Raw genomic sequence first — 24,772 nt, 5'->3', positions numbered from 1 at the left:
TTTTTTTTGCAGATCTGCCCCAGAAAACAGAACTCCAGCCGCTTCACGACTGTACATGACCGCAGTGGTAGGTATACTCAGAAGCCTTGTTTTAGCTTATTAACCCGCTTCGGGAGCTGTTACCCCTCATGCAAGATATTATGCAGTTTGCAGGCAACCATACCATCCTCAGTCTGGCGTGGGTTGCGCTGTTGGTTTTAGTGATCGTGACTACTGTTAAGGGTATGTTTTCCAAAGTGAAAACAATCAGCCGTGGTGAAGCAACCTACTTAATTAACAAAGAAAACGGTGTGGTGGTTGATGTGCGTTCACGCGATGACTTCCGTAAAGGCCATATTTCTAATGCCATTAACTTGCTGGCTGCTGATATCAAAAAAGGCAGCTTTGGTGAGCTGGAAAAGCATAAAGCCCAGCCAGTGATTGTGGTCTGCGCAACCGGCACTTCTGCTATCGATTCTGCTGCTCAGCTTAATACGGCCGGCTTCGGGCGGGTTTTTGTTCTCAAAGATGGCGTATCAGGATGGAATGGTGAAAATCTTCCACTGGTGCGAGGCAAGTAAAATTCGGAGTTACAACATGGCTAATGTTGAAATCTATACCAAAGCGACCTGTCCTTTTTGTCACCGTGCAAAAGCGCTGTTAAGTCAGAAAGGCGTTAAGTATCAGGAAATTGCTATTGACAGTGATGCCGCCAGGCGCGAAGAGATGATTAACCGAAGTGGCCGCACGACGGTCCCACAGATTTTTATTGATGCTCAACACATCGGTGGCTGTGACGACCTCTATGCACTTGATGGCCGCCAGGGCCTGGACCCGCTATTAAAATAAAACGGCCAGCTTACGAATTAACGGATTGTTTAACACATAGGATTACGTAACATGTCAGAACAAAACAACACCGAGATGTCTTTCCAGATTCAGCGTATTTACACTAAAGATGTCTCGTTTGAAGCACCTAATGCCCCCCAGATTTTTCAGAAAGAATGGGAGCCAGAAGTCAAACTGGATCTGGATACTGCTTCAAGTCAGCTGGCTGATGACGTCTTTGAAGTCGTTCTTCGTGTCACGGTAACCGCGACCGTGGGTGAAGAAACGGCGTTTCTGTGCGAAGTGCAGCAGGCAGGTATCTTCTCTGTATCTGGCATTGAAGGCAACCAGATGGCACATTGTCTCGGTGCATATTGCCCGAATATCCTTTTCCCCTATGCACGCGAATGCATTACCAGCCTGGTTTCTCGTGGTACTTTCCCGCAGCTGAATCTGGCCCCGGTCAACTTTGATGCACTGTTTATGAACTATCTTCAGCAGCAGGTAAGTGAAGGTGACGCACCGCAGCAGGATGCGTAATGCCACAGGCTAATGCGTCAATGAGCGTTATCGGTGCCGGATCTTATGGCACCGCTTTGGCCATCACGCTGGCACGTAATGGTCATCAGGTGGTGATGTGGGGCCATAACCCACAACATCAGGCACGGTTACAGGCCGATCGCTGTAATATTGCTTTTCTGCCTGATGTCACCTTTCCTGATTCTCTGCGCATTGAACTCGATCTGGCGACGGCTATTGCCGCCAGCCGTGACCTGCTGGTGGTCGTTCCCAGCCATGTGTTTGGTGATGTGTTACAGCAAATCAGGCCGCATCTGCGAGCAGACTCACGCATTGTCTGGGCTACCAAAGGCCTGGAAAAAGAAACGGGCCGGTTGTTGCAGGACGTGGCTCGCGAAATTCTTGGTGAGGGGATCCCGCTGGCGGTGATTTCAGGGCCAACCTTTGCTAAAGAGCTGGCGGCAGGCCTGCCTACCGCTATCGCACTGGCGGCAACGGATATTGGGTTTGCGCAAGAGCTGCAAACGTTATTGCACTGTGGTAAGAGCTTTCGTGTTTATAACAATCCTGACTTCACGGGTGTCCAGTTGGGTGGCGCGGTAAAAAACGTGATTGCAATTGGTGCCGGTATTTCTGATGGCATCGGTTTTGGCGCAAACGCAAGAACGGCGTTGATAACCCGCGGTCTGGCGGAGATGACCCGTCTGGGAGCAGCGCTGGGTGCAGACCCGAGCACCTTTATGGGCATGGCGGGTCTGGGCGATCTGGTGCTTACCTGCACTGATAACCAGTCCCGTAATCGCCGTTTTGGCATGATGCTGGGGCAGGGAATTGACGTGGAAACGGCGCAGAACAATATAGGCCAGGTGGTTGAAGGTTTTCGAAATACCAAAGAAGTTAAGGCGCTGGCAGCCCGCTGTGGCGTGGAAATGCCAATAACCGAGCAGATTTATCAGGTATTGTATTGCGAAAAAAATGCACGGGATGCAGCATTGAGCTTACTTGGACGCGCCAGGAAAGATGAAAACAGCGCCAGCTGAGACAGGGATGCCCGGCGTCGTAGCTTTCGGTGTTTCACGGAGGCTATATTTTAGGGGGAAGATGTCATGCCGTGTGTAGAGCCTGAACTGGTCTGGAAGTATATTAAAGCGGAAGCGTGGGCCCTTGCGGACTGCGAACCAATGCTGGCCAGTTTTTACCACGCCACGTTGTTAAAACATGACGATCTGGGCAGCGCACTGAGTTACATGTTGGCCAATAAACTGGCCAACCCCATTATGCCTGCCATTGCTATTCGTGAGATTGTGCAGGAAGCCTATCAGCAAGATCCTTCAATGATTACGTCGGCAGCATGTGATATCCAGGCTGTGCGTCAGCGTGACCCCGCCATTGATAAATATTCCACGCCCCTGCTGTATCTGAAAGGCTTTCATGCCTTGCAGGCCTATCGTATTGGTCACTGGCTGTGGAATGAAGGGCGCCGGGCATTGGCAATCTATCTGCAAAATGAAGTTTCTGTCTCTTTTGCTGTGGATATCCATCCGGCAGCAAAAATTGGTCGTGGCATTATGCTCGATCATGCTACCGGTATTGTGGTCGGTGAAACGGCGGTGATTGAAGATGATGTGTCGATTTTACAATCGGTGACGCTGGGTGGTACGGGTAAAACGTCGGGCGATCGCCATCCCAAAATCCGTGAAGGCGTGATGATTGGTGCCGGTGCCAAAATTCTTGGCAATATTGAGATTGGCTGTGGAGCGAAAATCGGTGCAGGCTCTGTGGTCCTGCAACCTGTGCCACCTCATACCACTGCTGCGGGTGTTCCGGCGCGCATTGTCGGTAAACCGAACAGCGACAAACCGTCAATGGATATGGATCAGCACTTCAATGGCATGGTGGCAGGCTTTGAGTTCGGGGACGGGATTTAACCCGTTTTAATCAACGCACCGCCATAATCTAACTGCCGCCATGCCTCATATACCACTACTGATACTGCATTTGACAGGTTCATGCTGCGGCTGTTTGGCAGCATGGGAATGCGGATTTTCTGTTGAGCAGGCAGCGCATTTAATACGCTGTCAGGCAGTCCACGTGTTTCCGGCCCGAAAAGCAGATAATCCCCTGCCTGATAACTGACCGCACTGTGTGCGGGTGTGCCTTTGGTCGTCAAAGCAAACAGCCGTTCGGGCGCTTCCTTCTCGATAAACGCATTGTAGTCAACATGGCGCTGAATAGCGGTAAATTCATGGTAATCAAGTCCGGCACGGCGCAGACGCTTGTCGTCCCAGGCGAAACCCAATGGTTCTATCAGATGGAGCAGAAAGCCAGTGTTGGCGCAAAGGCGAATGATATTACCGGTATTAGGGGGAATTTCAGGTTCAAATAAAACGATATTCAACATCGACAGCGGCCCTCATCATCAAGGGCCGCAGCATAGCAAAGATCAGTTGTTGCTGGTATAGAGTGGCAGCCAGATTGTCAGTCGCAAACCGCCAAGCGGGCTGTCATCGGCTTTCACCCAGCCATGATGCTGCTGGATAGCCGTATCGACAATCGCCAGTCCAAGCCCAGTACCGCCTGATTCGCGGTCGCGCGCTTCATCCGTACGATAAAAGGGCCGAAAAATTTGCTCACGATCTTCAGCGCTGACACCTGGGCCATCATCATCGACATGAATGGTGATCCCTTGTTTATCTACTGAGAAGCTCACCATGATTTTTGACCAGGAGTAGCGCAGCGCATTGCGGACAATATTTTCCAGGGCGCTGTCCAGGGCATTTGGGTTACCGTACAGTGGCCATGGTCCTGGGGGATAAGGGATTTCCAGCACTTTCCCCATCTGTTCCGCTTCAAACTGTGCATCGTCCAGCACCCCTGACCACAGCTGGCTGGCTTTCATCGCCTCACTGACCAGCGCGTTTTTGTGCTGCGTCCGCGAGAGAACTAACAGATCGTTAATCATGCCATCCAGCCGCTGGGCTTCTGTCTCAATACGTTGCAGTTCTTTGCCTTCACCCTGACGGCGGCGCATCAGTGCTGTAGCCAGTTGCAGGCGGGTAAGTGGCGTGCGTAATTCGTGAGAGATATCGGACAGTAAACGCTGTTGGCCGGTCATCATCCTTTCCAGAGCGCTGACCATCTGGTTGAAACTGGCACCCGCCGCCATAAACTCCTGTGGACCCGATTCCAGCTCAGGCCGCTGACGTAAGTTACCTGCGGCGACATCATCTGCTGCGTGTTTCAGCTTGCGCGCCGGTTTCGCCAGACTCCATGCCAGCCATAACAGCAAAGGTGAGCTGATCAGCATAGTAACCATCAGTAACAGCAGGGGGCGGTCAAACAGCAAGTTGATAAAGTCGAGCTGTGTGCTGCCCGCCGGACGGATCAAATAGAGCTGATAGTTATCTTCTCCGTCACGGACCGAGAAGGGGCCAATCATTTCTATTCTGCCGTATTTCTTTTTCTGCGGATGATCGGCATTGTCGGACTGACCAATAAAATTACGGATAACCTGCATTTCATTGTGTTGTGCGCCAATCACCCTGCCTTCGCTGGTCACCAATAGCAGGCGCTGGCCCGGAGGTGCCCATTTGTCAATGGCACGGAATAACCGGCGCCACCACATCAAATCATTCGGCGGGTCCTGAACCAGCTCCGCCTCAACGTGCTGTTCAATCATGATGCCCTGACGCTGCTCGTTATCCAGAAGCGGCGTCATCTGGCGTGTATCCAGTTTGGGCACCATTAAAACCAGCATCAGCACCAGTGCCAGTGTCAGCCAAAAAATGGCGAAGATGCGGGTGGTAAGGCTTGAAATCATGTCGCGGAAACCATCAGATAGCCTCGCCCACGCAGTGTTTTAAACCATGGGTGACCATCTTTACGATCGGGAAGTTTGCGGCGCAAATTGGAAATATGCATATCAATTGCGCGATCAAACGGCGTTAAGCGTTTACCCAATACTTCCTGGCTGAGATGCTCACGAGACACAACCTGCCCCAGATGCTGTGCCAGCAAATAAAGCAGCGTAAACTCAGTCCCGGTCAGTTCCAGCGTCTGGTTATCAAAGCTGGCTTCCTGGCGACCCGGATTCAGGCTCAGGTGATCCACCTCAAGGGTTGGAGAGCTGCTGTCATGCTGTTGCTGCTCGCTCCAGTTCGAACGGCGCAAAATAGCGCGTATGCGCGCCACAAGCTCACGATCGTTAAACGGTTTAGGCAGATAGTCATCGGCACCCAGTTCCAACCCCAAAACACGATCCAGCTCGCTACCGCGGGCAGTAAGCATAATGACCGGCGTCTGGTGGTGCTGACGGAGTTCTTTTAAGGTATCAATGCCGTTTTTCTTTGGCATCATTACGTCAAGCAATAGCAGGTCAACCGTACTGTCCAGCAGGCCCAGCGCTTGTTCACCATCGCTGGCGACCAGTACATCAAAGCCTTCCATTTCAAGTAATTCTTTCAGCAGCGAAGTCAATTCGCGGTCATCGTCAACCAACAGGATTTTATGCATTTTTATTGCCCTCCGCAGGCAAAATACCGTGAACGAATACCGTCAATCCATGACTTTACGTAGTTTTACACCGCCTGACGCATGTTTTCAGCTGGCTCCGTAGACTGGCTCGCGTTGAATCGGAAAGTGGAAACCAAACCCGGAGTAAGCGATGCGCATAGTTACCGCCGCCGTTGTGATACCCACGCTGATGATAGGCTCATCTGGCGCGTGCGGCGCAAAAGTGACGACGGCTGACAAGATGCATCATGACGACGCGGTGTCACGCAATATGACCTATATCCCACAGAGTCACATGTTTGATGGGATCCATCTTTCCGAACAGCAGCGCCAGCAAATGCGAGATTTGATGCAACAGGCTCGCCATAAGTGTTCTTCCATAAGTATTAACGATTTAGAATATCTGCATGACATGATTATTGCAGATAAATTTAACGAAGCCGCCTACAAAGCACAGTTGGACAGCCTGGCACTGAAGGAAATTGACCGTCAGGTTGAGATAGCTCGTGTACGAAACCAGATGTACCACCTTCTGACACCAACTCAGCAGGATGTCCTGAACCACAAACACCAGCAGCGTATTGATGAAATGCGCAAACTGGCAAATATGCAGCAGGCTTCAGCGCTATATGAAGCGGGCAGTATCGATAGTAGTCAGTAATACCGTATCCCTGTTTCCTTGCCATAGACACCATCCCTGTCTTCCCCCGCATGATGCGGGGTTTTTTTTATCAATGACTTACCTCTCAATCTAAGCAAATACAGCCACTTAGAAAAAATTGTAACGGTGTGGAGCGGTTTTAAAATTCTCTGAATGTGAACGCTCAGAGAGGGAATCTATAATGTCACTTTACCGTTAAAAGGATTCAGCGCGACGGCGTTGTGCAGGCAGTCAGGCGCAAGGTACGCGAAGGCCTCCTCTTTAGCTTGTTCTCCAGTTCCTCATAAACAGGCATGGTTCGCTTTTTATCGTTTTTAGTTTTCAAAAAGATAACCCTGCAGCCTGTTATCTGCGCTGATTTCAGCGTTGCAACCTCCGTCCATCTTCCTCCGCCCTTCAGGCACAAAAGCGCGTCATGTAAGAGCAGGCATGGCTAATCAGTGGATAACTCACAATCTGAATAATAGTGGCTGCACGACGTGCTCAGAGCTGAGGTTAAGCTGTCTGATATGGATTGCAATGCGGAAAATGATGAACTGTAATTGTTGTTTATCTTTCTGTTATGTAAGTATTTATTGGGTGGAATTAACGCATCACTCAAACCATTGAGGTGCGTGATATGTTTCATTGCCCGTTGTGCCAGCTTGCCGCCCACGCACGCACAAGCCGTTATATGACCGACACGACCAAAGAGCGTTATCACCAGTGCCAGAACGTGAATTGCAGCGCCACATTTATCACGTTTGATTCGGTGCAGCGTTACATTGTTAAGCCGGGTGAGATAAATGCCGTCAGGCCGCATCCCTTGCTATCTGGCCAACAAACTATGTGGATGTAACCACCAACAACAAGCCCCGCGATTGCGGGGCTTTTGGTTTGCAGAGATGCCATTTTCCACCATATTTGATAAGGTCAGTTTCGCTTATCAATTTCGTCAGGAAGACACAATATCATGGCTGTAATCCCGCTTATGCCTCCAGGGGCTTCTCATTGATAGCAAAAAATCTTCAGGAAGCCCGCTATCGTGGCATGCCCTGCAACATGGCTACACCGCCTGTTTATTACTGGTTTTACCAGCAGATTCGCAATAAGGGGCCGTGGGACTATAAACAGCAAGGAGCCAGCTACCAAAATTTTGGTAATTTTAATTACGGTGCAACGGGCGTTGTTGCCGGAATACCAGAAGAAATATTGTTACGTGGAGCTGGCTGGGCGTAATGCCGGGCGGGAACAGCTGATCCACGGTGGGGGCACTGGTACCGCGATATCCCGTATGGTGATGACCCGCGCGATCAGCACTGGATTCAACAGAGGATAGATTATGCAAATCGACACGGCTGTTAAGTATGAGTGGTAGCTCCGAAAACTTACGATGTTCCTGTGACGCATGGTTATCGTCGGCGGACTGCTGTGGTGTTCCGAAAACGCTCCACACGATGGCCGCTTAATCAGTCAGAAACAACTAACGCTGGCCGGTAAGATTTACTCGTTTTCAACGCCAGCCCTTCTCTACGATGGTAAAACGTTAGTCGTGCCCCGTGTTGAACGCAACGGCTCACTCCCCGAAGACAGCGCTATGGCTGGTTTTTTTTAATATCAGCTCCATGTTTTTTAAGTGGGAAGTGAAAGTTGGACGGTTCATCAGCCCGTGGGGAATTCTTCAAAGACAGCCTGTTTTAGTCGGTTTATATTTCATGATGAGGCCAACGTATTGAGGCTAATCGGAATAAGTTTTCATTTTCAGGCCTGAATGCTTTTATTTACAGAATAAAATTCATTTTTTGTTTCATTTTATTGTTTTTTCTTACAAAAATAATAAATTTACCGATTTTTTCGATAGAAGAAATTTAATTTTCGTGATCTTGACGGATGGCTTCAGTAATCTTCCATAATATACGGTGCTTTGGTTTTTTTGGGGGGTTGATGGGCGAGGCAAAAATACAACGGATTTTGGTTATCCGCATTGATTTTCTGGGTGACATGGTTTGCACAACACCATTTCTACACTCCTTACGAGTGCGTTGGCCACAGGCGGAAATCCATGTTCTGGCTAATAAATACAATGCTCCAGTGCTTGATAATAATCCTGATGTTAATGTCGTTCACCAATATATTTATTCGAAGAACAGAAGTAAAAATCCCAGGGAGGGTTTTTTCAATTCTTTGACAGACAGGCTTTGTTTGATATTAAGGTTGCGAAAAATTAAGTTTGATTTGGTTGTTATACCAAATGGTGGAATGAATAAAAACGCAATCAATTTCGCTAAACAATTAAATGTTCCTGATTGTCGCTGGCACAATGCTGATACCGAGTTCGACGACAGGAAACGGTCCCATGTTGAAACAAGACCCATGATGCATGAGGCATTATCTGGCTATAAACTCGTTCCCGAGTTGGCTATCCCTGAAGTGCTTTCATTACGTGTTTACCCACACAGCGATCTTAAAATAAAATGGCATAACCTGTTCAGGGATAAACAGAGGTGCAGGGTTGGGCTGTTTGTCTCGAATAACAGTTATGAAAGGAGCTGGGACTGGGATAAATGGAAGTCGCTGGCGGACGCGTTGGCAGTGTTTTATGAGGTGGTCGTATTTCATTCACCTGAAGAGATATTCCCTGAGGGGTGGGACAATATGGCAAATGTATGTCGCGTATCAACGCCGACTTTACCAGACCTGACAGCGGCGATGACGCATCTTCAGCTGACGGTATCGGCTGACAGCGCGCCCGTGCATCTCTCCTGCGCATTAAATATTCCGGTGGTTGCGTTATTTGAGTCCCGGCCAGAGAAATATCTTCGCTGGTATCCGGTTGGTGTAAGAAATATCATGATTCATGAAGGAAAACGCGTCAATGATATTTCGGTTTCATCTGTGCTGACAGCGGTGAAGAAAGTTTTAGATGAGGCGAAAAGTGATGAGGTATAACAGTACGGGAATGAGGGTTACAGTATATCTATGTGTATCCTCAAAAAATAATAACAGGATTCTGACTGAATCTGAAAAGACCTGTAACAGGCAAAGGCGTGACGGATAGTAAACATGGTCTGACTGGAGGGGCAGACTACTGTCGACGATAGTTTGTGATGATTGCCATGAATTAGCGAAATCAACAGGTAAAGGTATTAAAGCAGAATAAACCGAGGGGGCGATATAAGCGGGAGTTCTGCGCCGATGAGTTGTGTTCTGAACGGGGTAATCATTAATTAAAGCGGTTTATAAAAAACGGTTTTTTGACTTTTGTTTCGGGGCCATATCAGGATGCGAAATACAGTATACTGATTGTTCTGTAGTAAACGGAGCAGGACATGGAACAACACTATGCGCGTTTGGTGAATTCGGCCGCAGTGGCGGCAACCACGCTGGCCTCACTCTTACTGTTAGTGAAAATTTTTGCCTGGTGGTATACCGGCTCTGTCGGTCTGTTGGCGTCGCTGGTGGACTCACTGGTAGATATTGCTGCTTCTCTGACCAATCTTTTGGTGGTGCGCTACTCTCTTCAGCCTGCTGACGACGAGCACACTTTCGGTCACGGTAAAGCAGAATCTCTGGCCGCGCTGGCACAAAGTATGTTTATTTCCGGTTCGGCGCTGTTCCTTTTCCTGACGGGTTTACAACACATTACTTCACCCAATGAAATACGTGCTCCTCTGGTCGGGATTGTGGTGACCCTGTTAGCGCTGTTTTCCACACTGATACTGGTGACTTTTCAGCGTTGGGTTGTGCGACGTACCCGCAGCCAGGCAGTTCGTGCCGACATGCTACATTACCAGTCTGACGTGATCATGAATGGTGCAATTTTGCTGGGGCTGGCGCTCAGTTGGTATGGCTTCAGGCGTGCTGATGCACTTTTTGCACTGGGTATTGCTGTCTGGATCCTCTACAGTGCGCTACGTATGGGCTATGACGCTGTGCAGTCACTGCTCGACAGAGCACTGTCAGAGGAAGATCAGCAGGAGATTAAGCACATTGTCTCCAGTTGGCCAGGTGTGCAGGGCGCACATGATATTCGTACTCGCCAGTCTGGTCCAACCCGCTTTATTCAATTACATCTGGAACTGGATGATAACCTGCCATTACTCCATGCTCATCGCATTGCGGAGGAAGTTGAGCAAGCGTTGCTGGCAGGTTTCCCCGGCGCAGATATTACTATTCACCAGGACCCTTGCTCGGTCGTTTCCGAATCGCATCATATGCGTTAAGATTCCAGTTAAATGCGTGTTTCATTTCCTTATTGCCGGGAATGAGAAGGGGAAGAAAATAGCGGAATGTTCACTGACCTGAATCAATTCAGCTCACAGGCTTTGTTATACTATTACCATTATCAGTTCGTAAAATCGTTCGCGTCTACTGCTTCCCCGCGTCGTTAAGAATTTTTAAATTTGCATTAACAAGTTCAGAGGTTGTGATGATTAAAAAAATCGGTGTACTGACAAGTGGTGGTGACGCTCCCGGCATGAATGCAGCCATCCGGGGAGTTGTCCGCGCCGCATTGAGTGAAAATTTGGAAGTTTTTGGAATTTATGATGGCTATATGGGACTGTATGAAGACCGCATGATGAATCTGGATCGCTACAGCGTATCGGATATGATCAACCGCGGTGGGACCTTTCTTGGTTCGGCCCGTTTCCCTGAGTTCCGTGAAGAATCTGTCCGTGCTGTTGCCATTGAGAACATGAAAAAGCGCGGTATTGATGCGCTGGTGGTTATTGGTGGTGATGGCTCCTATATGGGTGCTAAGCGTCTGACCGAAATGGGGTTCCCATGCATTGGTTTGCCCGGCACTATCGATAATGACGTTGCAGGGACTGACTACACCATCGGCTATTTCACCGCGCTGGAAACCGTGGTGGAAGCAATTGACCGGCTGCGGGATACTTCTTCTTCTCACCAGCGTATTTCTATTGTGGAAGTGATGGGACGCTATTGTGGCGATTTGACGCTGGCGGCGGCGATTGCCGGTGGCTGTGAGTTTATTGTGCTGCCTGAGATCCCCTACACCCGTGAAGAACTGGTGGAGGAAATCAAAGCGGGTATCGCGAAAGGGAAAAAACACGCTATTGTGGCGATAACCGAGCACATTTGTGATATCGACGAACTGGCTAAATATATTGAATCTGAGACAAAACGTGAGACTCGTGCCACCGTTCTCGGTCATATTCAGCGAGGCGGTGCGCCGGTAGCCTATGACCGGATTCTGGCTTCCCGGATGGGGGCTTATTCTATTGAGCTGCTGTTACAGGGGTATGGCGGCCGTTGTGTGGGCATTCAGAACGAAAAAATGGTGCATCATGACATTATTGATGCCATTGAAAACATGAAGCGTCCGTTTAAAGGTGACTGGCTGGAAACGGCTAAGAAACTTTACTGAGATAAATCAAGGCACTGAAGTCGAGTGCCTTTTTTACGCCAACTGTTATTCCATTCAGCTATTAAGGCTACTTTTTAATTCTTTAAAACGTAAAAGAGTTTATGTCACGCTCGTCTTAACAAATAGACTCTGGGAGCGTGAGTGAGATGAATAAGTGGAGTGTGGGGTTGACCCTGTTGCTGGCTTCAACCAGTGTTCTGGCGAAGGATATCCAGCTGTTAAATGTGTCTTACGATCCAACCCGTGAGCTGTACGAGCAGTATAACAAGGCGTTCAGCGCACACTATAAGCAGGAAACCGGTGACAATGTGGTGATCCGCCAGTCACATGGTGGGTCCGGCAAACAGGCCACGTCGGTAATCAATGGTATCCGCGCCGACGTAGTGACACTGGCGCTGCAATCTGACGTGGATGCGATTGCTGACCGTGGGCGTATTGATAAAAACTGGATCAAGCGCCTGCCGGATAACTCCGCTCCCTATACCTCCACTATCGTATTTCTTGTTCGCAAGGGTAATCCCAAGCAAATACACGACTGGCAGGATCTCACCAAACCAGGCGTATCCGTTATTACGCCTAATCCAAAAACCTCCGGTGGCGCACGCTGGAATTATCTGGCTGCCTGGGGCTGGGCGATGGATAAAAATAAGGGCGATACGACTAAAGCTCAGGCTTACATTAAGGCGCTGTTTAAAAATGTCGAAGTCCAGGATTCCGGCGCAAGAGGTGCCACGAATACCTTTGTGGAGCGTGGGATCGGGGATGTGCTGATTGCCTGGGAGAATGAAGCCTATCTGGCGGTGAATAAACTGGGTAAAGATCAGTTTGAAATTGTCACGCCAGGCGAATCCATCCTTGCGGAGCCTACTGTGTCGGTGGTGGATAAAGTGGTGGACGAGCGTGACACCCGTAAAGTTGCCGAAGCATACCTGAAGTATCTCTACTCGCCTGAAGGGCAGGAGATTGCGGCCAAAAATTATTATCGTCCCCGCGATCCCGCGGTGGCAAAAAAATACGCCAGCACTTTCGCACCGGTGAAGCTGTTTACTATCGACGATGCTAAGTTTGGAGGCTGGAGCAAAGCACAGAAAACGCATTTTGCCGATGGTGGCACCTACGATCAGGCAATGCAGCGCTGAACACGAGATTTTCTACCAGGGCCGGGCATCAACCCGGCCTGATGTTTTGCTGTCTGCCACATCTTCGTAACCATTATTTCATCAATCACCAGGATATATTATTTGAAATGATCTTCTATACTGATCGGTTTACATTGTGGGCGAACAAAGCTCAGAGGTTTCAGACATGCAGGGGCAAAAGCATACCCTCATCGTAGTGGCATTAGTTGGGGTTGTGGTGACAGCGGGCTGCGCCTCTGTTGCGCTAAGTCATAAAACCAGCGCGGATGCCTTATGGAATATAGTCAGTCAGAAATGTGTGCCGAATCAGCAGAAGAATCATGATCCTACGCCATGCCGCCTGGTTGATCTCCGTTATGATTACGTGCTGCTGAAAGATCGCACCGGGCCACTGCAATTTTTGCTGATCCCGGTTCAAAAGATCACCGGTATTGAAAGCCCGAAATTACTGCATCCTGCTACCTCCAATTTTTTTGCTGAGGCCTGGCGTGCCCGCCATTACATGGCAGAAAAACGTGGCCAGCCGATAAACGACAGCGCCGTATCTTTAACGGTCAATTCACTGCGCGGCAGAACGCAGAACCAGCTACATATCCATATTTCCTGTCTGCGGCGAGACATTCGCCAGCGTCTGGACAGTCTGTCTTCGACACTGAACGGCACGTGGCAGTCTGAACAGTTGGGAGAACACCAGTATCAGGTCAGGACGATGAGTGGCGATGAGATGCAGAAGACCAGCCCGTTTATTCACGTCGCTAACGAACTGCCCGGTGCCCGGGAAGAGATGTATAAATATGGTATCGCTGTTGCCGTGTTGCCTGATGGACGCCGTGTACTGATGGTCATTAAGCGCGATTTACTGTCAATGAACCGTGGTTCTGCAGAAGAGCTACAGGACCACAGTTGCAGTATTCTGAAATCGTAACGGCTTAGCGTTTTATTGTGGCTGATGCCATCGGTTTGTCGTCAGCGTACTTTGCCGTGGCAATCCATGCGGCACAAAACAGTGTTAAACGCGCAAAGAAATAGAAAAATGCCATCAGCCCCAGAACTGAGCCGAATGCTGCACCTGATGGCGAAGAAGCCAGTTTCGGCAGCGTTAACGTCATGATAAATTTGATCGTTTCGAACCCCACAGCGGCAAGCAGAGTACCCCGTAACAATGCTTTCTTGCGGGGTTTATGGCGAGGCAATATCCAGAAAATCCACAGAAAAAGCAGATAATTAGCCAGAACCGATATCGACAGTGCAATCAGCGTCATTGCCGGACGCAGCCACTCAATGCCATCTAATCCCAACGCACGGACAATGGTTGCCTGAGCAGCCCCGGCAATGGATGTCAGGGAGAGCGTCACAATGAGTGCCGTCACCAGACCCGTCAGCGAAATAAAGTCACGGGAATACTTAAACCAGAGTTTCTCTTTGTCCTGCTCGTTACGTTCCCAAACATCACGTGATTGCGCGCGAATAGCCTCACGCAGATTACCCATCCAGCTGATCCCTGAATAGAGCGCAATAAGCAGGCCGGTCAGGCCAACCGTTGTTCGCTGTTGTACGGCGGTGTTTACCGTATTTTTCAGCGTTGAGGCAAGGCCAGGATCGCTGATGCTGTTGACGATCTTATTAATCAGCTCCGTCAACAAATTCTGATTAGACGCCAGCACGAAGCCCACGGCGGCAAAGGACACCATCAGGATTGGTATCAGGGAGAGAAAGGAGAAATAGGTGATGGCAGCACCAAACTGGCTACCCAGCCGGTCGTTAAAGCGTTCTCCCGCACGGATAAAATGGGCCACGGCGTGGTTCGCCTTGAACCGGGTGGCCAGGGTTGAAATGCGACCAATCGATTTGTCGACGGCTTGATTTCCCGTTTTGATATTAATCAGTGGTTTCTCTTCGGAGTGCTGTACATCTGTCGTTTTTTTTTCCGTCATGAAACCTTCTTCGTTTTCTTCAGGAGTGGACCGTAAGCAAATTATAACCTGCCGATCGGTTTACGTAATGTCGCATCGCACTGCTCAGTCATGCCTCAGACCTGTGCACCTGCCTCGCCAGATTGCGGCAAGGATTATCGGGGCAGGCTATGCGTTTTTGACGCTTGTAAGAAAAGGAAACGCCATCCGATTAAGAAACAGAGGCTTAGCTTATTAACTGCATGCCAGATTCAGCCGCCGGACCTGGTTGTGACATATGCATGTGGAGAGCGTCCGTTCCCATTTTCAGCAAAGCATTATTTCTGACAGGCTAACTGTAGCGCTCCGTGATCCCGGAAAAGAATATGTGTTTTCTGAGAAAGGGGCAGGCATTGAACCTTTGATGCTGGTTGGCTCGTCCGGCGAGGTTTTTTAATTCAGGCGGAAAAGCGAACATCGCGGTATTGAAAAAGGTGAGTTACGGGTCTTTACGGAAAAATTGATGAACTGGAAAGCAAAAAAAGCCATCAGTCAGGTCTGGCATGTAAAATTCAGCTATTTCCCCAGGATAGGAGGCGTGACAACGGTATCAAAAATTCTGCGAGGGATGCAGCAAAACAAATACGCAGATTTATGCTCATCAGCTGAAGGCAAGAAGAACCAATATTGCAAAATGCAACGACTGTCCTTGCCTTCACCCGTTTACCAGCGGCGGCTCACCGTTTTTAGCAAATTCAGATGCTGACAGTGCCGTCGATCACCGTGACCGTTTTGCCGCCAATCCACACGCCGTCGGCATCACTGGTGACGCTCAGGCGACCGGCACGTTGCAGCGCTGTACCCTGGCGGACGCGATACTCAGGTTTGATCCCCTGAGCCTGAAGATAACGGGCCAGACAGGCGTTGGCGCTACCCGTGACGGGATCTTCAATCAACGTGCCTTTTTCTGTGAACAGGCCACGCACTTCATAGTGTTCGTTTCCACTGTGTAATGGCCCAAACGGCATCACTCCGTTAACATGCGCTTTACGTGTCAGCCGCTCCAACTCGACCGCGTTGGCCTGAATTGCCAGCACTGCGTCGGCTGATATCATCGGCACCAGCAGCCAGCGGATACCCATATCTGCCACCATGACTGGCAGACGGGTTTCCCACCTATCACTGTTCAGTGCGCTGTCCAGAGGCATATCGCGGAATTCGGTCAGCGTCGCCTCCGGTGCCGCGAAGGCAAGATCGTTATCCTCAGAAATTCTTACGCTCACCAGGCCATGCCCGCATTGCTGAATGATTTTACCGGGGTGCTGCGGCGTCATTCCTGCTTCCAGCAGGGCGTGTGCTGTACCAAGCGTTGGATGTCCGGCAAATGGCAGCTCAAGTTCAGGGGTAAAGATTCGCACCCGATAGTCGGCGGTCGGATCGTCGGCTGGCAGCACAAAAGTGGTTTCCGACAGATTTGTCCAGCGGGCAATGGCTTTCATCTGTTCATCGCTTAAGCCGGTGGCATCAAGCACTACCGCGAGCGGGTTACCGTTCAGTGGAGAAGAGGTGAAAACATCAACCTGTTTAAAAGCACGTAATCGCGCCATCGTGAGTCTCCTTGCTATTGTCAGTGCGGCGAAGGTTGGTTATTAATAGCCTGAGCCTGAAATAAAGTGACGATATTATGCTGAAGATATTAGGAAGAGACTCATCGATCAATGTCAGAAAAGTGCTGTGGCTGTGCGACGAGCTGGATATTATCTGTCGGCGTGATGACTGGGGTGAAGGGTTCAAATCACCGCAGGAGCCGGCTTTTAAAGCGATGAATCCCAACGCGATGATCCCGGTTATTCAGGACGACGATTTTATTATGTGGGAGTCCAATGCCATTATCCGCTATCTGGCGAATGCATACGGCGGTGACTGGCTGTATCCTGACGCTCCCCGTTTGCGTGCGCCGGTCGATCAGTGGATTGACTGGCAGGCGACCGAGCTGAATACGTCGTGGCGGTATGCCTTTATGTCGCTGGTCCGCCATTCACCCGCGCATCAGGATCCGCGTCTGCTGGCCGCTGCCTGTAAAGGATGGTCTTACACCATGGCTATCCTCAACCAGCAACTGGAACGCACCGGTGCATATGTCGCGGGGAGTACCTTTTCACTTGCGGACATTCCTGTCGGCCTGTCCGTTAACCGCTGGTACGAGACGCCATTGGATCATCCCTGCCTGCCTGCGGTTCGCGACTATTATGAACGGCTGACCGAAAGAAAAGGTTACGTAAACTGGGGGCGCAACGGCACGCCCTGAGCATCAGCCAATGCCTGCTGCTATTCCGCTCATTTCACATGCCAGTGCACCGGTTCTTTTCAGTGCCCAACTGTAGCGATCGTCAAACGGATAGCAGCAGCTCAGGCGCATCGCGCTTTTACCGCGTTCACTGAGTGTATAAAGCGCACCGGGCGTCAGGCAGATTTTTTCCTGCAACAGACGATGAAACAGGGCGACACAATCGATATGGCCGGGCAGTTCAACCCAGAACACGAACCCACCGCCGGGCTGAGTGGCCCGTGTCCCTCTGGGAAAATGACGGGCGATCAGGCCGCGTGCTTCATCCATCTGGGCTGCGTAGCGTCGGCGCAGGTTGCGCAGATGATGATCATAGCCGCCCGACTCCAGAAAATGCCCCAGCGTTTCGGAAAGCAGCCGAGATTCTGCCATGGTGGAAACCGATTTAAGTCGCGCCAGTTTTTCATGAAAACGCCCGGCTGCCGTCCAGCCAATATGAAAATCAGGCGCAATGGTTTTGGTGAAACTGGTGCAGTGAATGATCCAGCCATCGCTATCAAAGGCTTTTACCGCCGGTGAGAGTGGCCAGCCGAATTGCAGCTCACAATACAGGCCATCTTCAATCAGCGGGATCTGGTAGTGATTCACCAGCGTTGCCAGGCGCTTTTTGTCGGCCAGTTTCATGGTACAGCCCAACGGATTTTGCGCGGTCGGCATGGCAACCAGCGCCTGTATGCGTTTTTCTTGTAACACCAGTTCCAGCGCATCCAGCGACAGGCCATGCTGGGGGTCGGTGGGAATTTCCAGTACGCTCAGTCCCAGACTGGCGAGGAGTGGGAACAGATAGAAATAGGTTGGGGTTTCCACACCAACGCAGTCGCCTGGTTTAGTGACGGTTCGGAGCGCCAGCTGTAGCGCCTCCATACAGCCGTGGGTGAGCGTGACATCTTCCGCAGTCAGTACCATACCGAGATCCAACGCCCGTCGTGCAATTTCCCTGCGAAGTCGCAGACTGCCGGGCGGCAGCGCATAGCGGCCAATCAGTATCGGTTCCCGGCGTACCAGAGAAGACATAATGCGGGCAATTTTTGCCGTAGGAAAAAAATCACTGTTCTGTGGGCAGGCGAGGGAGATGTTGGTGTAGTCGGGGTGATTTTGTGCGGCAAAAACTGTTTCAATAAGATCCAGCTTCTCGCTGCCCAATGAGTGCACTGTGGACTGAAGACGGTTGGCTGCTTTGATTGATGGCAGCACGCCACGCACATAATAGCCGGACTGTGGTCGTGCTTCGATCAGCCCGCGATCTTCGAGTATCCGGTAAGCCGCCAGTACGGTATTAACACTGACCTGATGATGACTGGCACAGCGGCGAATGGCGGGGAGGCGGCTACCGGGAGGATAAGTCCCGCAGTGAATAGCCTCAGCCAGCGCAATGGCCAGCTGCTGATAGCGTGTGGGATCCTGCGGTTCGATAATGGACACAATTGTTCCTCCGGGAATGGGTACAGTTTGGATAAAAACAATACTGTACCCATAACAATAGTGTTTTTTTGAATCTGTTTCCATCGGTTGCCAATCGGTATCCTGATATTACCTCTCTCCATCAGGACAACTATGATGCTCGATCCCTCTTTTTTCAGTTATGTAACGGTTATGTCGATCACGCCAGGCCCTAACAATCTGATGCTGGCAACCTCAGGCGTTAATTTTGGTATGCGAAGAACATGGCCAATGGTCATGGGGATTTTGTTTGGCTGTGCGATTCAGACTGCCATAGCGGGCGTGATGTTAGATGTGTTACTTCAGTGGATGGGTGCGGTCCGATTGCCGCTGGCAATACTGGGCTGTATTTATTTGCTGTGGCTGTCCTGGAAAATTTTTCGCTCAGGCGCACCTGAAATGCAGGAAAAGGCCCGTCCCATGACCTTACTGGGTGGCGCGCTGTTTCAGGCTGTAAATCCTAAGGCGTGGCTGATGGCTGTCAATGTTGCCCTGATGTACACCTCAAGCAATGGCATTCTGGCGGTGGCGGTGGGCTTTATGGCACTCAATTTACCCTGCATTCTGGTTTGGGCAGTGATGGGGGACCGGATGGGGCGTCATTTGCAGATACCGTGGAAATTGCGTCTGTTCAATACCTGCATGGCACTGTCGCTGGTGGCCACCACGGTATGGATGCTGGTGGAAACGATCCGTTTCCACTGATTGCGTTGATTAGCGAACCGGTACGGTAGTAAAAAGAGGGTGGCTGGCCACCCTTTTCAGACAGTAACAGACATTATTTACCGATCGCTGCCGCGTCCTCATCCGTGCTTTCATCGTTAGCCGCAGAGGAAGGGATATAGTCAAGTTGCAGAATACGGCTGGTTTCCGCCTGCTCATGCTCGGTGGCAGCGACATTACCGTTCAGTTTCTGACCGTAAGAAGGAATAATCGCTTTCAGCTTTGACTGCCATTCGTCACTGTGGAATTTATCCTTAAAGACTTTATTCATCAGGTCGAGCATGATTGGCGCAGCAGTAGACGCGCCCGGAGAGGCACCCAACAGGGCAGAAATGCTGCCATCCTCAGACGTGACCACTTCTGTTCCCAGTTTAAGCACGCCGCCTTTTTTCTCATCTTTCTTGATGATCTGCACCCGCTGGCCAGCTTTAACTCGCTGCCAGTCCTCTTTCTGCGCTTCAGGAAAATATTCCTGCAATGCTTTAAGACGTGCATCATCGGTCAGCATCACCTGGCCTATCAGATATTTGATCAAATCAACGTTGCCCAGCCCAACGTGCACCATTGGCATAAGGTTGGTTGGGGTGATTGAGCCAAACATATCCCACAGCGAGCCCTGTTTCAGGAACCGGGTAGAGAAGGTCGCAAATGGGCCAAACAGCAGCACCTGTTTACCATCCAGTATGCGAGTATCCAGATGTGGCACCGACATTGGTGGAGCGCCGACGGAGGCTTTACCATAAACCTTCGCCATATGACGTTGCACCAGCTGTGGATTATCAGTGACCAGAAACTCGCCGCCGACCGGGAAACCTGCATAATTTTTCGCTTCAGGAATGTTGGTGCCCTGCAACAGCGTCAGGGCTGCACCACCGGCGCCAATAAAAATATATTTCGCACGCAGGGTCTTTTCTTTACCGCTATTCTTCAGGTCGGCAAGACTGACGTTCCAGCTGCCGTCCTGGTTGCGTTTGAAACGACGTACTTCATGGCGGGTTTGTAGAGTGAAGCGAGAGCTTTTTTGCATGGAGGCAATAAGCTGGCGTGTGATTTCGCCAAAGTTAACGTCGGTCCCAGCGCAGATGCGGGTAGCGGCCACACGTTGCTCTGCATCACGACCTTCCATCATCAATGGTACCCATTTTCTGATTTGCTCCGCATCTTCAGAGTATTCCATCCCCCGGAACAGGGTACTCTTTTGCAGGGCACTGAAACGTTTCTTCAGAAAACGGATATTGTCGTCACCCCAGACAAAACTCATATGCGGGACGCTTTTGATAAAACTGGGCGGATTGTTCAACATGCCTTTCTGCACCTGATGTGCCCAGAACTGTCTGGATAGCTGAAAGGCTTCGTTAATGTTAACTGCTTTCTGAATATCGACGGTGCCGTCGCTGTTTTCCGGCGTATAGTTCATTTCTGCCAGCGCGGCATGTCCTGTGCCTGCATTGTTCCAGCCGTTGGAGCTTTCACCTGAGACGTCCTCAAGGCGCTCAACCATATTGATATGCCAGCCTGGCTCCAGTTCCTGTAAGTAAGCACCCAGAGTTGCGCTCATGATCCCGCCGCCGATCAGGAGTACATCGACGTCTTTTTCCTGGTTCTGTACGGAGGCCTGGCTAAGGTTTTCGGCTGATTTTCGCATGGGGCGACATCTCCATATGTTGATGAATCAACATGTTAAGCAGGTGATACAGCACAGCTCTCAAAGAAGTAAGTCAGGCTGTCTCGCTGAATATAAGGGGATAGCTGGCTGCGGCTCCATATCCCAGGCATGGATGATTTTGCAACCAGTCAGGCTGTCAGAAAATATACCATTGTTATGAGTAAATTAAAAAATTGTTTAAATATTAAAAATGAGAATGAAGAATCAAACCAAATCAATAAGGGTAATAATGGCGGTTGGAAAATGAGTGAGTTGGCATAATAAAATAGATTAATCATGAAGTTACAGATAGTGAAAACGGATGTCTGAAAAGTGTAACAGCTTAGGTTCTGATGCTGAATCGAGTTCACTATCGCCCTAAGTGATTAATTTTCTGGTGTCCGCGAAACGTGCGGCAGTTCACTGAGCTATCCCGCTCCGCAAATGGTGCAGGTTACGCCAGGGCCACAGGTTCTGTTTGGGATGATTTACCGGGAAGTTGCCGTCTGGCTGCGGTGGTGACTGAACTGCCAGTGGGACACAGGATGTTCATATTGCAAGGAAAATGCGGGTTTAGGGTACCGTGGATCGGTATGCGTAAAATTGGCGCTGTGGCCTGGTATTGAGCGTAACCCTTAGGTCGTAAGGTGGGTTTGAAAGCAACGCGGTAAGATGAAAAGCACAGGAAGAGGCGTGTTGGTGAAGCACTAAAACCCTGCACCGCAAACGGTGCAGGGAGAACGGATCAGGCGTTTTTAGCCGCCGCTGCCGCTTTCACAATGGCTGCAAAAGCATCTGCCTTCAGCGACGCGCCGCCAACCAGCGCGCCATCAATGTCCGGCTGTGCAAACAGTTCAGCTGCGTTTTTATCATTCACTGAACCGCCATACTGAATGATGACCTGCGCCGCCACGCTGGCGTCTTTTTTCGCGATATGGTCGCGAATGAATTTGTGTACCGCCTGTGCCTGGGCAGGCGTTGCTGATTTGCCTGTACCGATAGCCCAGACGGGTTCATAAGCGATAACTACGCCATTGAAGGCTTCCGCGCCCTGAGTACTGAGCACCGCATCGATCTGACGGGCACAAACTTCTTCCGTTTTACCGGCTTCATTTTCGGCTTCAGTTTCACCAATGCAAAATACCGGGATCAGGCCTGCTTCTTTCAGCACGGCAAATTTTTTGGCGATCAGTTCGTCGCTCTCTTTATGATAAGTACGACGCTCAGAGTGGCCGATGATGATGTATTTTGCGCCAATATCCTTCAGCATTTCAGCAGAAATTTCACCCGTGAAAGCGCCAGACAGATTCACATCAACGTTTTGTGCGCCGGGCGCAATATGGCTACCTGCAATGGCGTGTTTTGCCTGATCCAGATACATGATCGGCGGGGCAATGGCCACATCGCAGCCATCAATGCTGCTCAGCTCGGTACGCAGACCCGCGATCAGTTCATTGACCATGTGCTTGCTGCCGTTCAGCTTCCAGTTACCCATTACTAGCGGATGTCGCATTATTTCCTCCACGCTTACTGCGCTACGGTTAAATTAGTCTGCCTGAGCAGCGTTACCTGCCAGACAGTATAGAGATGAAAACTTTTTAAGGCTTTGCTTTTCGTCATCTTTGGGAGAAAGTCATTCATTGACCATGGCAAGCTTAACCGGCTCAATAGCAAAGGTCAGCCCCTTGTCACCGTTATCTGCGATGACGTAGCGCACAGCGCCTTCACTCTGGGCAAAATAACGTAACCCTTTTCCCCGGTTAAGCAGATCGTCCAGCCGTTTAAGGCTTTGTTCCTCATTGAGCGTTGGTTCAAAAAAACGCTCCAGCGCCGCCATGTAGGCGCGTGCCGTATCGCGACTGCTTTTTTCTTCCGGGCCTGGGATGGGCAGCCAGGTGATCTGTAACGTTTTGATCTTTCCTGTGCCTGGCTCAAGCGCGGTTGAGGAGTAGATATTTTCGTTGATCTTGCTGGCGGCACGGTTCAGATTACTTTTATCGTCACGGTTGTCGATTACCCGGTATTCAGGGATCTGCAAGGTGGGATTGCAGGCATTATACTTTTCGCGAAACTTGCCGATATTCATATCAAAGGTAGGTGCTCCTGGCAAAAGATAGGGCGCGGTGAGCATATGTTCAGCCCGATCCTGAGTGTCAGCATCGGCTAGCGCCGCAGTCAGTAAGCTGAGTAACATCATGCCCGTGAAAAGCGATTTTTTCATTTTAATCTGCCCTGACCTGTCCATTTAACTGAAGATTAGAGCGGACAATGACTGGCAAAGTCAAAGCCTGACGCAGTTCCGGGAGATAAAAAATGACCTTACAAGCGTGGTGTTTTTCATATCGGGGTAGGCTCGGACGGCGCGATTTCTGGATCTGGCTGGTGTTGTGGCTGGTGCTGTTGGTGGTGCTGTTTATGCTTGCTGCCAACGAGTGGATGAGTGCTCAGACGGCGGCATTTTGCGTGGTCAGCTTGCTGTGGCCAACCAGTGCTGTGGTGGTGAAGCGTCTCCATGACCGCAATAAGCCGGGGTATTGGGGATTTCTGTTGATTGCGGCCTGGATGATGATGGCGGGTAACTGGGAGATGTTGCCAACAAACTGGCAGGGAGTGGCTGGCCGTTTTCTCCCTACGTTGATTCTGGTGACGATGACTCTGGAACTGGGCGTGTTACCCGGCACCAGAGGAGATAATCGCTTTGGCACGGCTGCCTGTCGGGTTAATTACCCCAAACGAAGAACGCCAGATTACCAGTAGTGCTCGCTGGTAATATGGCCCGGTTTACGTTTGAGGTGCTTGCGCATCTGGCGGCTATCTTTTAGCAACTGCTGGGTATCCCTTACCATTTGTGGGTTGCCACACAGCATGATGTGGCTCTGTTTTGCTTCAATTGGCAACCCGACAGCGGCTTCAAGCTGGCCGCTGGCAATCAGTGCCGGGACACGTCCGGTAAGCGATCCGACAACCTCTTCCCGGCTGACCACCGTCTGAATGCGCAGCTTACCTTTATAACGTTGTTGCAATTCCTGCATCAGCGGCAGGTAGCTCAGATCCTGGGCGTAGCGCGCGGCATGGATTAGCACAATATTTTCAAAGCGTTCCAGGTCTTTCCCTTCCTGCAATATTGACAGATAAGGCCCAATCGCGGTGCCGGTGGCCAACATCCACAGCGTCTGGCATGGCGGGATTTCATCCAGTACGAAGAAACCAGCAGATGCTTTGGTGATCATCACCTGCTGACCGGGTTGCAACTGGTGCAAATAAGGGCTGAGTTTTCCTTGCGGGACGTTGACGATATAAAATTCCAGATGCTCATTCGTTGGGGCGTTAACAAAAGAGTAGGCGCGCTGAATGCGTTCCCCCTCTGTTTCCAGTGCCAGTTTGGCAAACTGACCGGCGATAAAAGGGTCTATGGGGGCAGTGACGATAAGACTGAATAAACTGTCTGTCCAGTTTTTCACTTCTTTAATAGTGGCATTAACCCATTCGGCCATAACAACTCCTTAGTCGGTTCAGGGGAACTTGCTGCCTATCTTCGCTACTGGTGCGGTATTTTTCCAGTGACCATTGACCATAAAGCTCATATGAACAAATTATCACGCCGCCACCCGTTGCATCAGCGCCCATACTGCCCCGCCACGCTGGCTGAAGCTCTTTTGCATTTCCCACATTGTCACAGGGTGCGTTCGCTGAATCTGCGGTGTTAGCAAAAATTT

General features: G+C 50.4%; 28 protein-coding genes and 1 pseudogene. 18 read left to right on the top strand and 11 right to left on the bottom strand.

All coding sequences use genetic code 11. The features are described 5' to 3' along the window. Positions 1–128 precede the first annotated feature (128 nt). From EB241_RS15710 to cysE, 5 genes are all read left to right on the top strand, one after another. Positions 129–560 (top strand): rhodanese-like domain-containing protein, encoded by a 432-nt coding sequence (locus tag EB241_RS15710; RefSeq protein ID WP_124234060.1) that lies wholly within the window; start codon positions 129–131, stop codon positions 558–560. A 16-nt stretch (positions 561–576) separates the two neighbouring features. Beyond that, complete coding sequence (gene grxC / locus EB241_RS15705) at positions 577–828, top strand: glutaredoxin 3 (RefSeq protein WP_124234059.1); 252 nt, start codon at positions 577–579, stop codon at positions 826–828. Between the two features lie 51 nt (positions 829–879). After that, positions 880–1,347 carry a protein-export chaperone SecB gene (gene secB, locus EB241_RS15700; RefSeq protein ID WP_124234058.1) on the top strand — a complete coding sequence of 156 codons (468 nt, stop codon included), beginning with the start codon at positions 880–882 and terminating at the stop codon, positions 1,345–1,347. Further along, positions 1,347–2,366, top strand: a complete 1,020-nt coding sequence (gene gpsA / locus EB241_RS15695) for an NAD(P)H-dependent glycerol-3-phosphate dehydrogenase (RefSeq protein WP_124234057.1) — start codon at positions 1,347–1,349, stop codon at positions 2,364–2,366. The genes secB and gpsA overlap by 1 nt, the downstream gene beginning before the upstream one ends. Before the next feature lie 66 nt (positions 2,367–2,432). Further along, positions 2,433–3,254: a serine O-acetyltransferase gene (cysE, locus tag EB241_RS15690; RefSeq protein ID WP_124234056.1), complete on the top strand. Its 822-nt coding sequence runs from the start codon at positions 2,433–2,435 to the stop codon at positions 3,252–3,254. On the opposite strand, the gene trmL is transcribed toward cysE, so the two are convergent. From trmL to cpxR, 3 genes are read right to left on the bottom strand one after another with little or no spacing between them, the layout of a single operon-like run. Continuing rightward, a complete protein-coding gene (gene trmL / locus EB241_RS15685; protein ID WP_124234055.1) occupies positions 3,251–3,727 on the bottom strand; it encodes a tRNA (uridine(34)/cytosine(34)/5-carboxymethylaminomethyluridine(34)-2'-O)-methyltransferase TrmL in 477 nt (158 codons plus the stop codon). The two genes, cysE and trmL, sit on opposite strands and share 4 nt — an antisense overlap. Positions 3,728–3,769: 42 nt before the next feature. Continuing rightward, a complete protein-coding gene (gene cpxA, locus EB241_RS15680; RefSeq protein WP_124234054.1) occupies positions 3,770–5,146 on the bottom strand; it encodes an envelope stress sensor histidine kinase CpxA in 1,377 nt (458 codons plus the stop codon). After that, entirely contained in the window at positions 5,143–5,838 is a 696-nt protein-coding gene (gene cpxR, locus EB241_RS15675; RefSeq protein ID WP_124234053.1) for an envelope stress response regulator transcription factor CpxR, read from the bottom strand. The genes cpxA and cpxR overlap by 4 nt, the downstream gene beginning before the upstream one ends. Positions 5,839–5,989: 151 nt before the next feature. On the opposite strand from cpxR, the gene cpxP reads away from it, so the two are divergent. After that, entirely contained in the window at positions 5,990–6,499 is a 510-nt protein-coding gene (cpxP, locus tag EB241_RS15670) for a cell-envelope stress modulator CpxP (protein ID WP_124234052.1), read from the top strand. Positions 6,500–6,737: 238 nt separating this feature from the next. Here cpxP and EB241_RS22070 read toward each other — a convergent pair. Next, a pseudogene (locus tag EB241_RS22070) lies at positions 6,738–6,911 on the bottom strand (site-specific integrase); the annotation flags it as partial. A 207-nt stretch (positions 6,912–7,118) separates the two neighbouring features. On the opposite strand from EB241_RS22070, the gene EB241_RS15660 reads away from it, so the two are divergent. From EB241_RS15660 to EB241_RS15630, 7 genes are all read left to right on the top strand, one after another. Next, positions 7,119–7,337, top strand: coding sequence for a DNA-binding transcriptional regulator (locus tag EB241_RS15660; RefSeq protein WP_124234051.1), 219 nt, complete (start codon positions 7,119–7,121; stop codon positions 7,335–7,337). A 152-nt stretch (positions 7,338–7,489) separates the two neighbouring features. Then, positions 7,490–7,717, top strand: a complete 228-nt coding sequence (locus EB241_RS21585) for a polymorphic toxin type 44 domain-containing protein (protein ID WP_233592622.1) — start codon at positions 7,490–7,492, stop codon at positions 7,715–7,717. A 720-nt stretch (positions 7,718–8,437) separates the two neighbouring features. Continuing rightward, positions 8,438–9,427 carry a glycosyltransferase family 9 protein gene (locus tag EB241_RS15650; RefSeq protein ID WP_124234141.1) on the top strand — a complete coding sequence of 330 codons (990 nt, stop codon included), beginning with the start codon at positions 8,438–8,440 and terminating at the stop codon, positions 9,425–9,427. Positions 9,428–9,807: 380 nt separating this feature from the next. Further along, positions 9,808–10,701: a CDF family cation-efflux transporter FieF gene (gene fieF / locus EB241_RS15645; RefSeq protein ID WP_124234050.1), complete on the top strand. Its 894-nt coding sequence runs from the start codon at positions 9,808–9,810 to the stop codon at positions 10,699–10,701. 206 nt (positions 10,702–10,907) lie between these two features. Further along, a complete protein-coding gene (gene pfkA, locus EB241_RS15640) occupies positions 10,908–11,870 on the top strand; it encodes a 6-phosphofructokinase (protein WP_124234049.1) in 963 nt (320 codons plus the stop codon). Between the two features lie 146 nt (positions 11,871–12,016). Then, entirely contained in the window at positions 12,017–13,009 is a 993-nt protein-coding gene (locus EB241_RS15635) for a sulfate ABC transporter substrate-binding protein (RefSeq protein ID WP_124234048.1), read from the top strand. A gap of 166 nt (positions 13,010–13,175) precedes the next feature. After that, complete coding sequence (locus tag EB241_RS15630) at positions 13,176–13,934, top strand: CDP-diacylglycerol diphosphatase (RefSeq protein WP_124234047.1); 759 nt, start codon at positions 13,176–13,178, stop codon at positions 13,932–13,934. 4 nt (positions 13,935–13,938) lie between these two features. Here the strand turns inward: EB241_RS15630 and yhjD are convergent, their stop codons facing one another. Beyond that, on the bottom strand, positions 13,939–14,943 hold the full coding sequence (yhjD, locus tag EB241_RS15625) for an inner membrane protein YhjD (protein WP_124234046.1): 1,005 nt from the start codon (positions 14,941–14,943) through the stop codon (positions 13,939–13,941). Positions 14,944–15,424: 481 nt separating this feature from the next. On the opposite strand from yhjD, the gene EB241_RS15620 reads away from it, so the two are divergent. Beyond that, positions 15,425–15,667 carry a hypothetical protein gene (locus EB241_RS15620; protein ID WP_124234045.1) on the top strand — a complete coding sequence of 81 codons (243 nt, stop codon included), beginning with the start codon at positions 15,425–15,427 and terminating at the stop codon, positions 15,665–15,667. Here EB241_RS15620 and EB241_RS15615 read toward each other — a convergent pair. Beyond that, entirely contained in the window at positions 15,657–16,508 is an 852-nt protein-coding gene (locus tag EB241_RS15615; protein WP_124234044.1) for a PhzF family phenazine biosynthesis protein, read from the bottom strand. The two genes, EB241_RS15620 and EB241_RS15615, sit on opposite strands and share 11 nt — an antisense overlap. A 77-nt stretch (positions 16,509–16,585) precedes the next feature. Here EB241_RS15615 and EB241_RS15610 point away from each other — a divergent pair, with 77 nt between their 5' ends. After that, complete coding sequence (locus tag EB241_RS15610) at positions 16,586–17,209, top strand: glutathione S-transferase family protein (RefSeq protein ID WP_124234043.1); 624 nt, start codon at positions 16,586–16,588, stop codon at positions 17,207–17,209. Positions 17,210–17,212: 3 nt separating this feature from the next. Here the strand turns inward: EB241_RS15610 and EB241_RS15605 are convergent, their stop codons facing one another. Then, positions 17,213–18,670: an aminotransferase-like domain-containing protein gene (locus tag EB241_RS15605; RefSeq protein ID WP_124234042.1), complete on the bottom strand. Its 1,458-nt coding sequence runs from the start codon at positions 18,668–18,670 to the stop codon at positions 17,213–17,215. A gap of 135 nt (positions 18,671–18,805) precedes the next feature. On the opposite strand from EB241_RS15605, the gene EB241_RS15600 reads away from it, so the two are divergent. After that, positions 18,806–19,393, top strand: a complete 588-nt coding sequence (locus EB241_RS15600) for a LysE family translocator (RefSeq protein ID WP_124234140.1) — start codon at positions 18,806–18,808, stop codon at positions 19,391–19,393. A 73-nt stretch (positions 19,394–19,466) separates the two neighbouring features. On the opposite strand, the gene mqo is transcribed toward EB241_RS15600, so the two are convergent. Next, on the bottom strand, positions 19,467–21,056 hold the full coding sequence (gene mqo / locus EB241_RS15595; RefSeq protein WP_124234041.1) for a malate dehydrogenase (quinone): 1,590 nt from the start codon (positions 21,054–21,056) through the stop codon (positions 19,467–19,469). 129 nt (positions 21,057–21,185) lie between these two features. On the opposite strand from mqo, the gene EB241_RS20965 reads away from it, so the two are divergent. Further along, entirely contained in the window at positions 21,186–21,338 is a 153-nt protein-coding gene (locus tag EB241_RS20965) for a hypothetical protein (RefSeq protein ID WP_158612418.1), read from the top strand. Positions 21,339–21,801: 463 nt separating this feature from the next. Here the strand turns inward: EB241_RS20965 and tpiA are convergent, their stop codons facing one another. Both tpiA and EB241_RS15585 read right to left on the bottom strand, forming a co-directional pair. Then, the gene (gene tpiA / locus EB241_RS15590) at positions 21,802–22,569 is read right to left on the bottom strand and encodes a triose-phosphate isomerase (RefSeq protein ID WP_124234040.1); all 768 of its coding nucleotides are present in this window, start codon (positions 22,567–22,569) and stop codon (positions 21,802–21,804) included. Between the two features lie 120 nt (positions 22,570–22,689). Continuing rightward, positions 22,690–23,277, bottom strand: coding sequence for a DUF1454 family protein (locus EB241_RS15585; RefSeq protein WP_124234039.1), 588 nt, complete (start codon positions 23,275–23,277; stop codon positions 22,690–22,692). Between the two features lie 92 nt (positions 23,278–23,369). Between EB241_RS15585 and EB241_RS15580 the strand changes: the two genes are divergently transcribed. Beyond that, on the top strand, positions 23,370–23,813 hold the full coding sequence (locus tag EB241_RS15580; protein WP_124234038.1) for a DUF805 domain-containing protein: 444 nt from the start codon (positions 23,370–23,372) through the stop codon (positions 23,811–23,813). Here the strand turns inward: EB241_RS15580 and fpr are convergent. Then, the gene (gene fpr / locus EB241_RS15575; protein WP_124234037.1) at positions 23,804–24,550 is read right to left on the bottom strand and encodes a ferredoxin--NADP(+) reductase; all 747 of its coding nucleotides are present in this window, start codon (positions 24,548–24,550) and stop codon (positions 23,804–23,806) included. The genes EB241_RS15580 and fpr overlap by 10 nt on opposite strands. Between the last annotated feature and the right edge of the window lie 222 nt (positions 24,551–24,772).

It is taken from the genome of Erwinia psidii (assembly GCF_003846135.1).
In the GTDB taxonomy this organism is placed as follows: domain Bacteria; phylum Pseudomonadota; class Gammaproteobacteria; order Enterobacterales; family Enterobacteriaceae; genus Erwinia; species Erwinia psidii.
The sequence above is the reverse complement of the archived record's forward strand: the minus strand, read 5'-3'. Positions and strand labels throughout refer to the sequence as shown.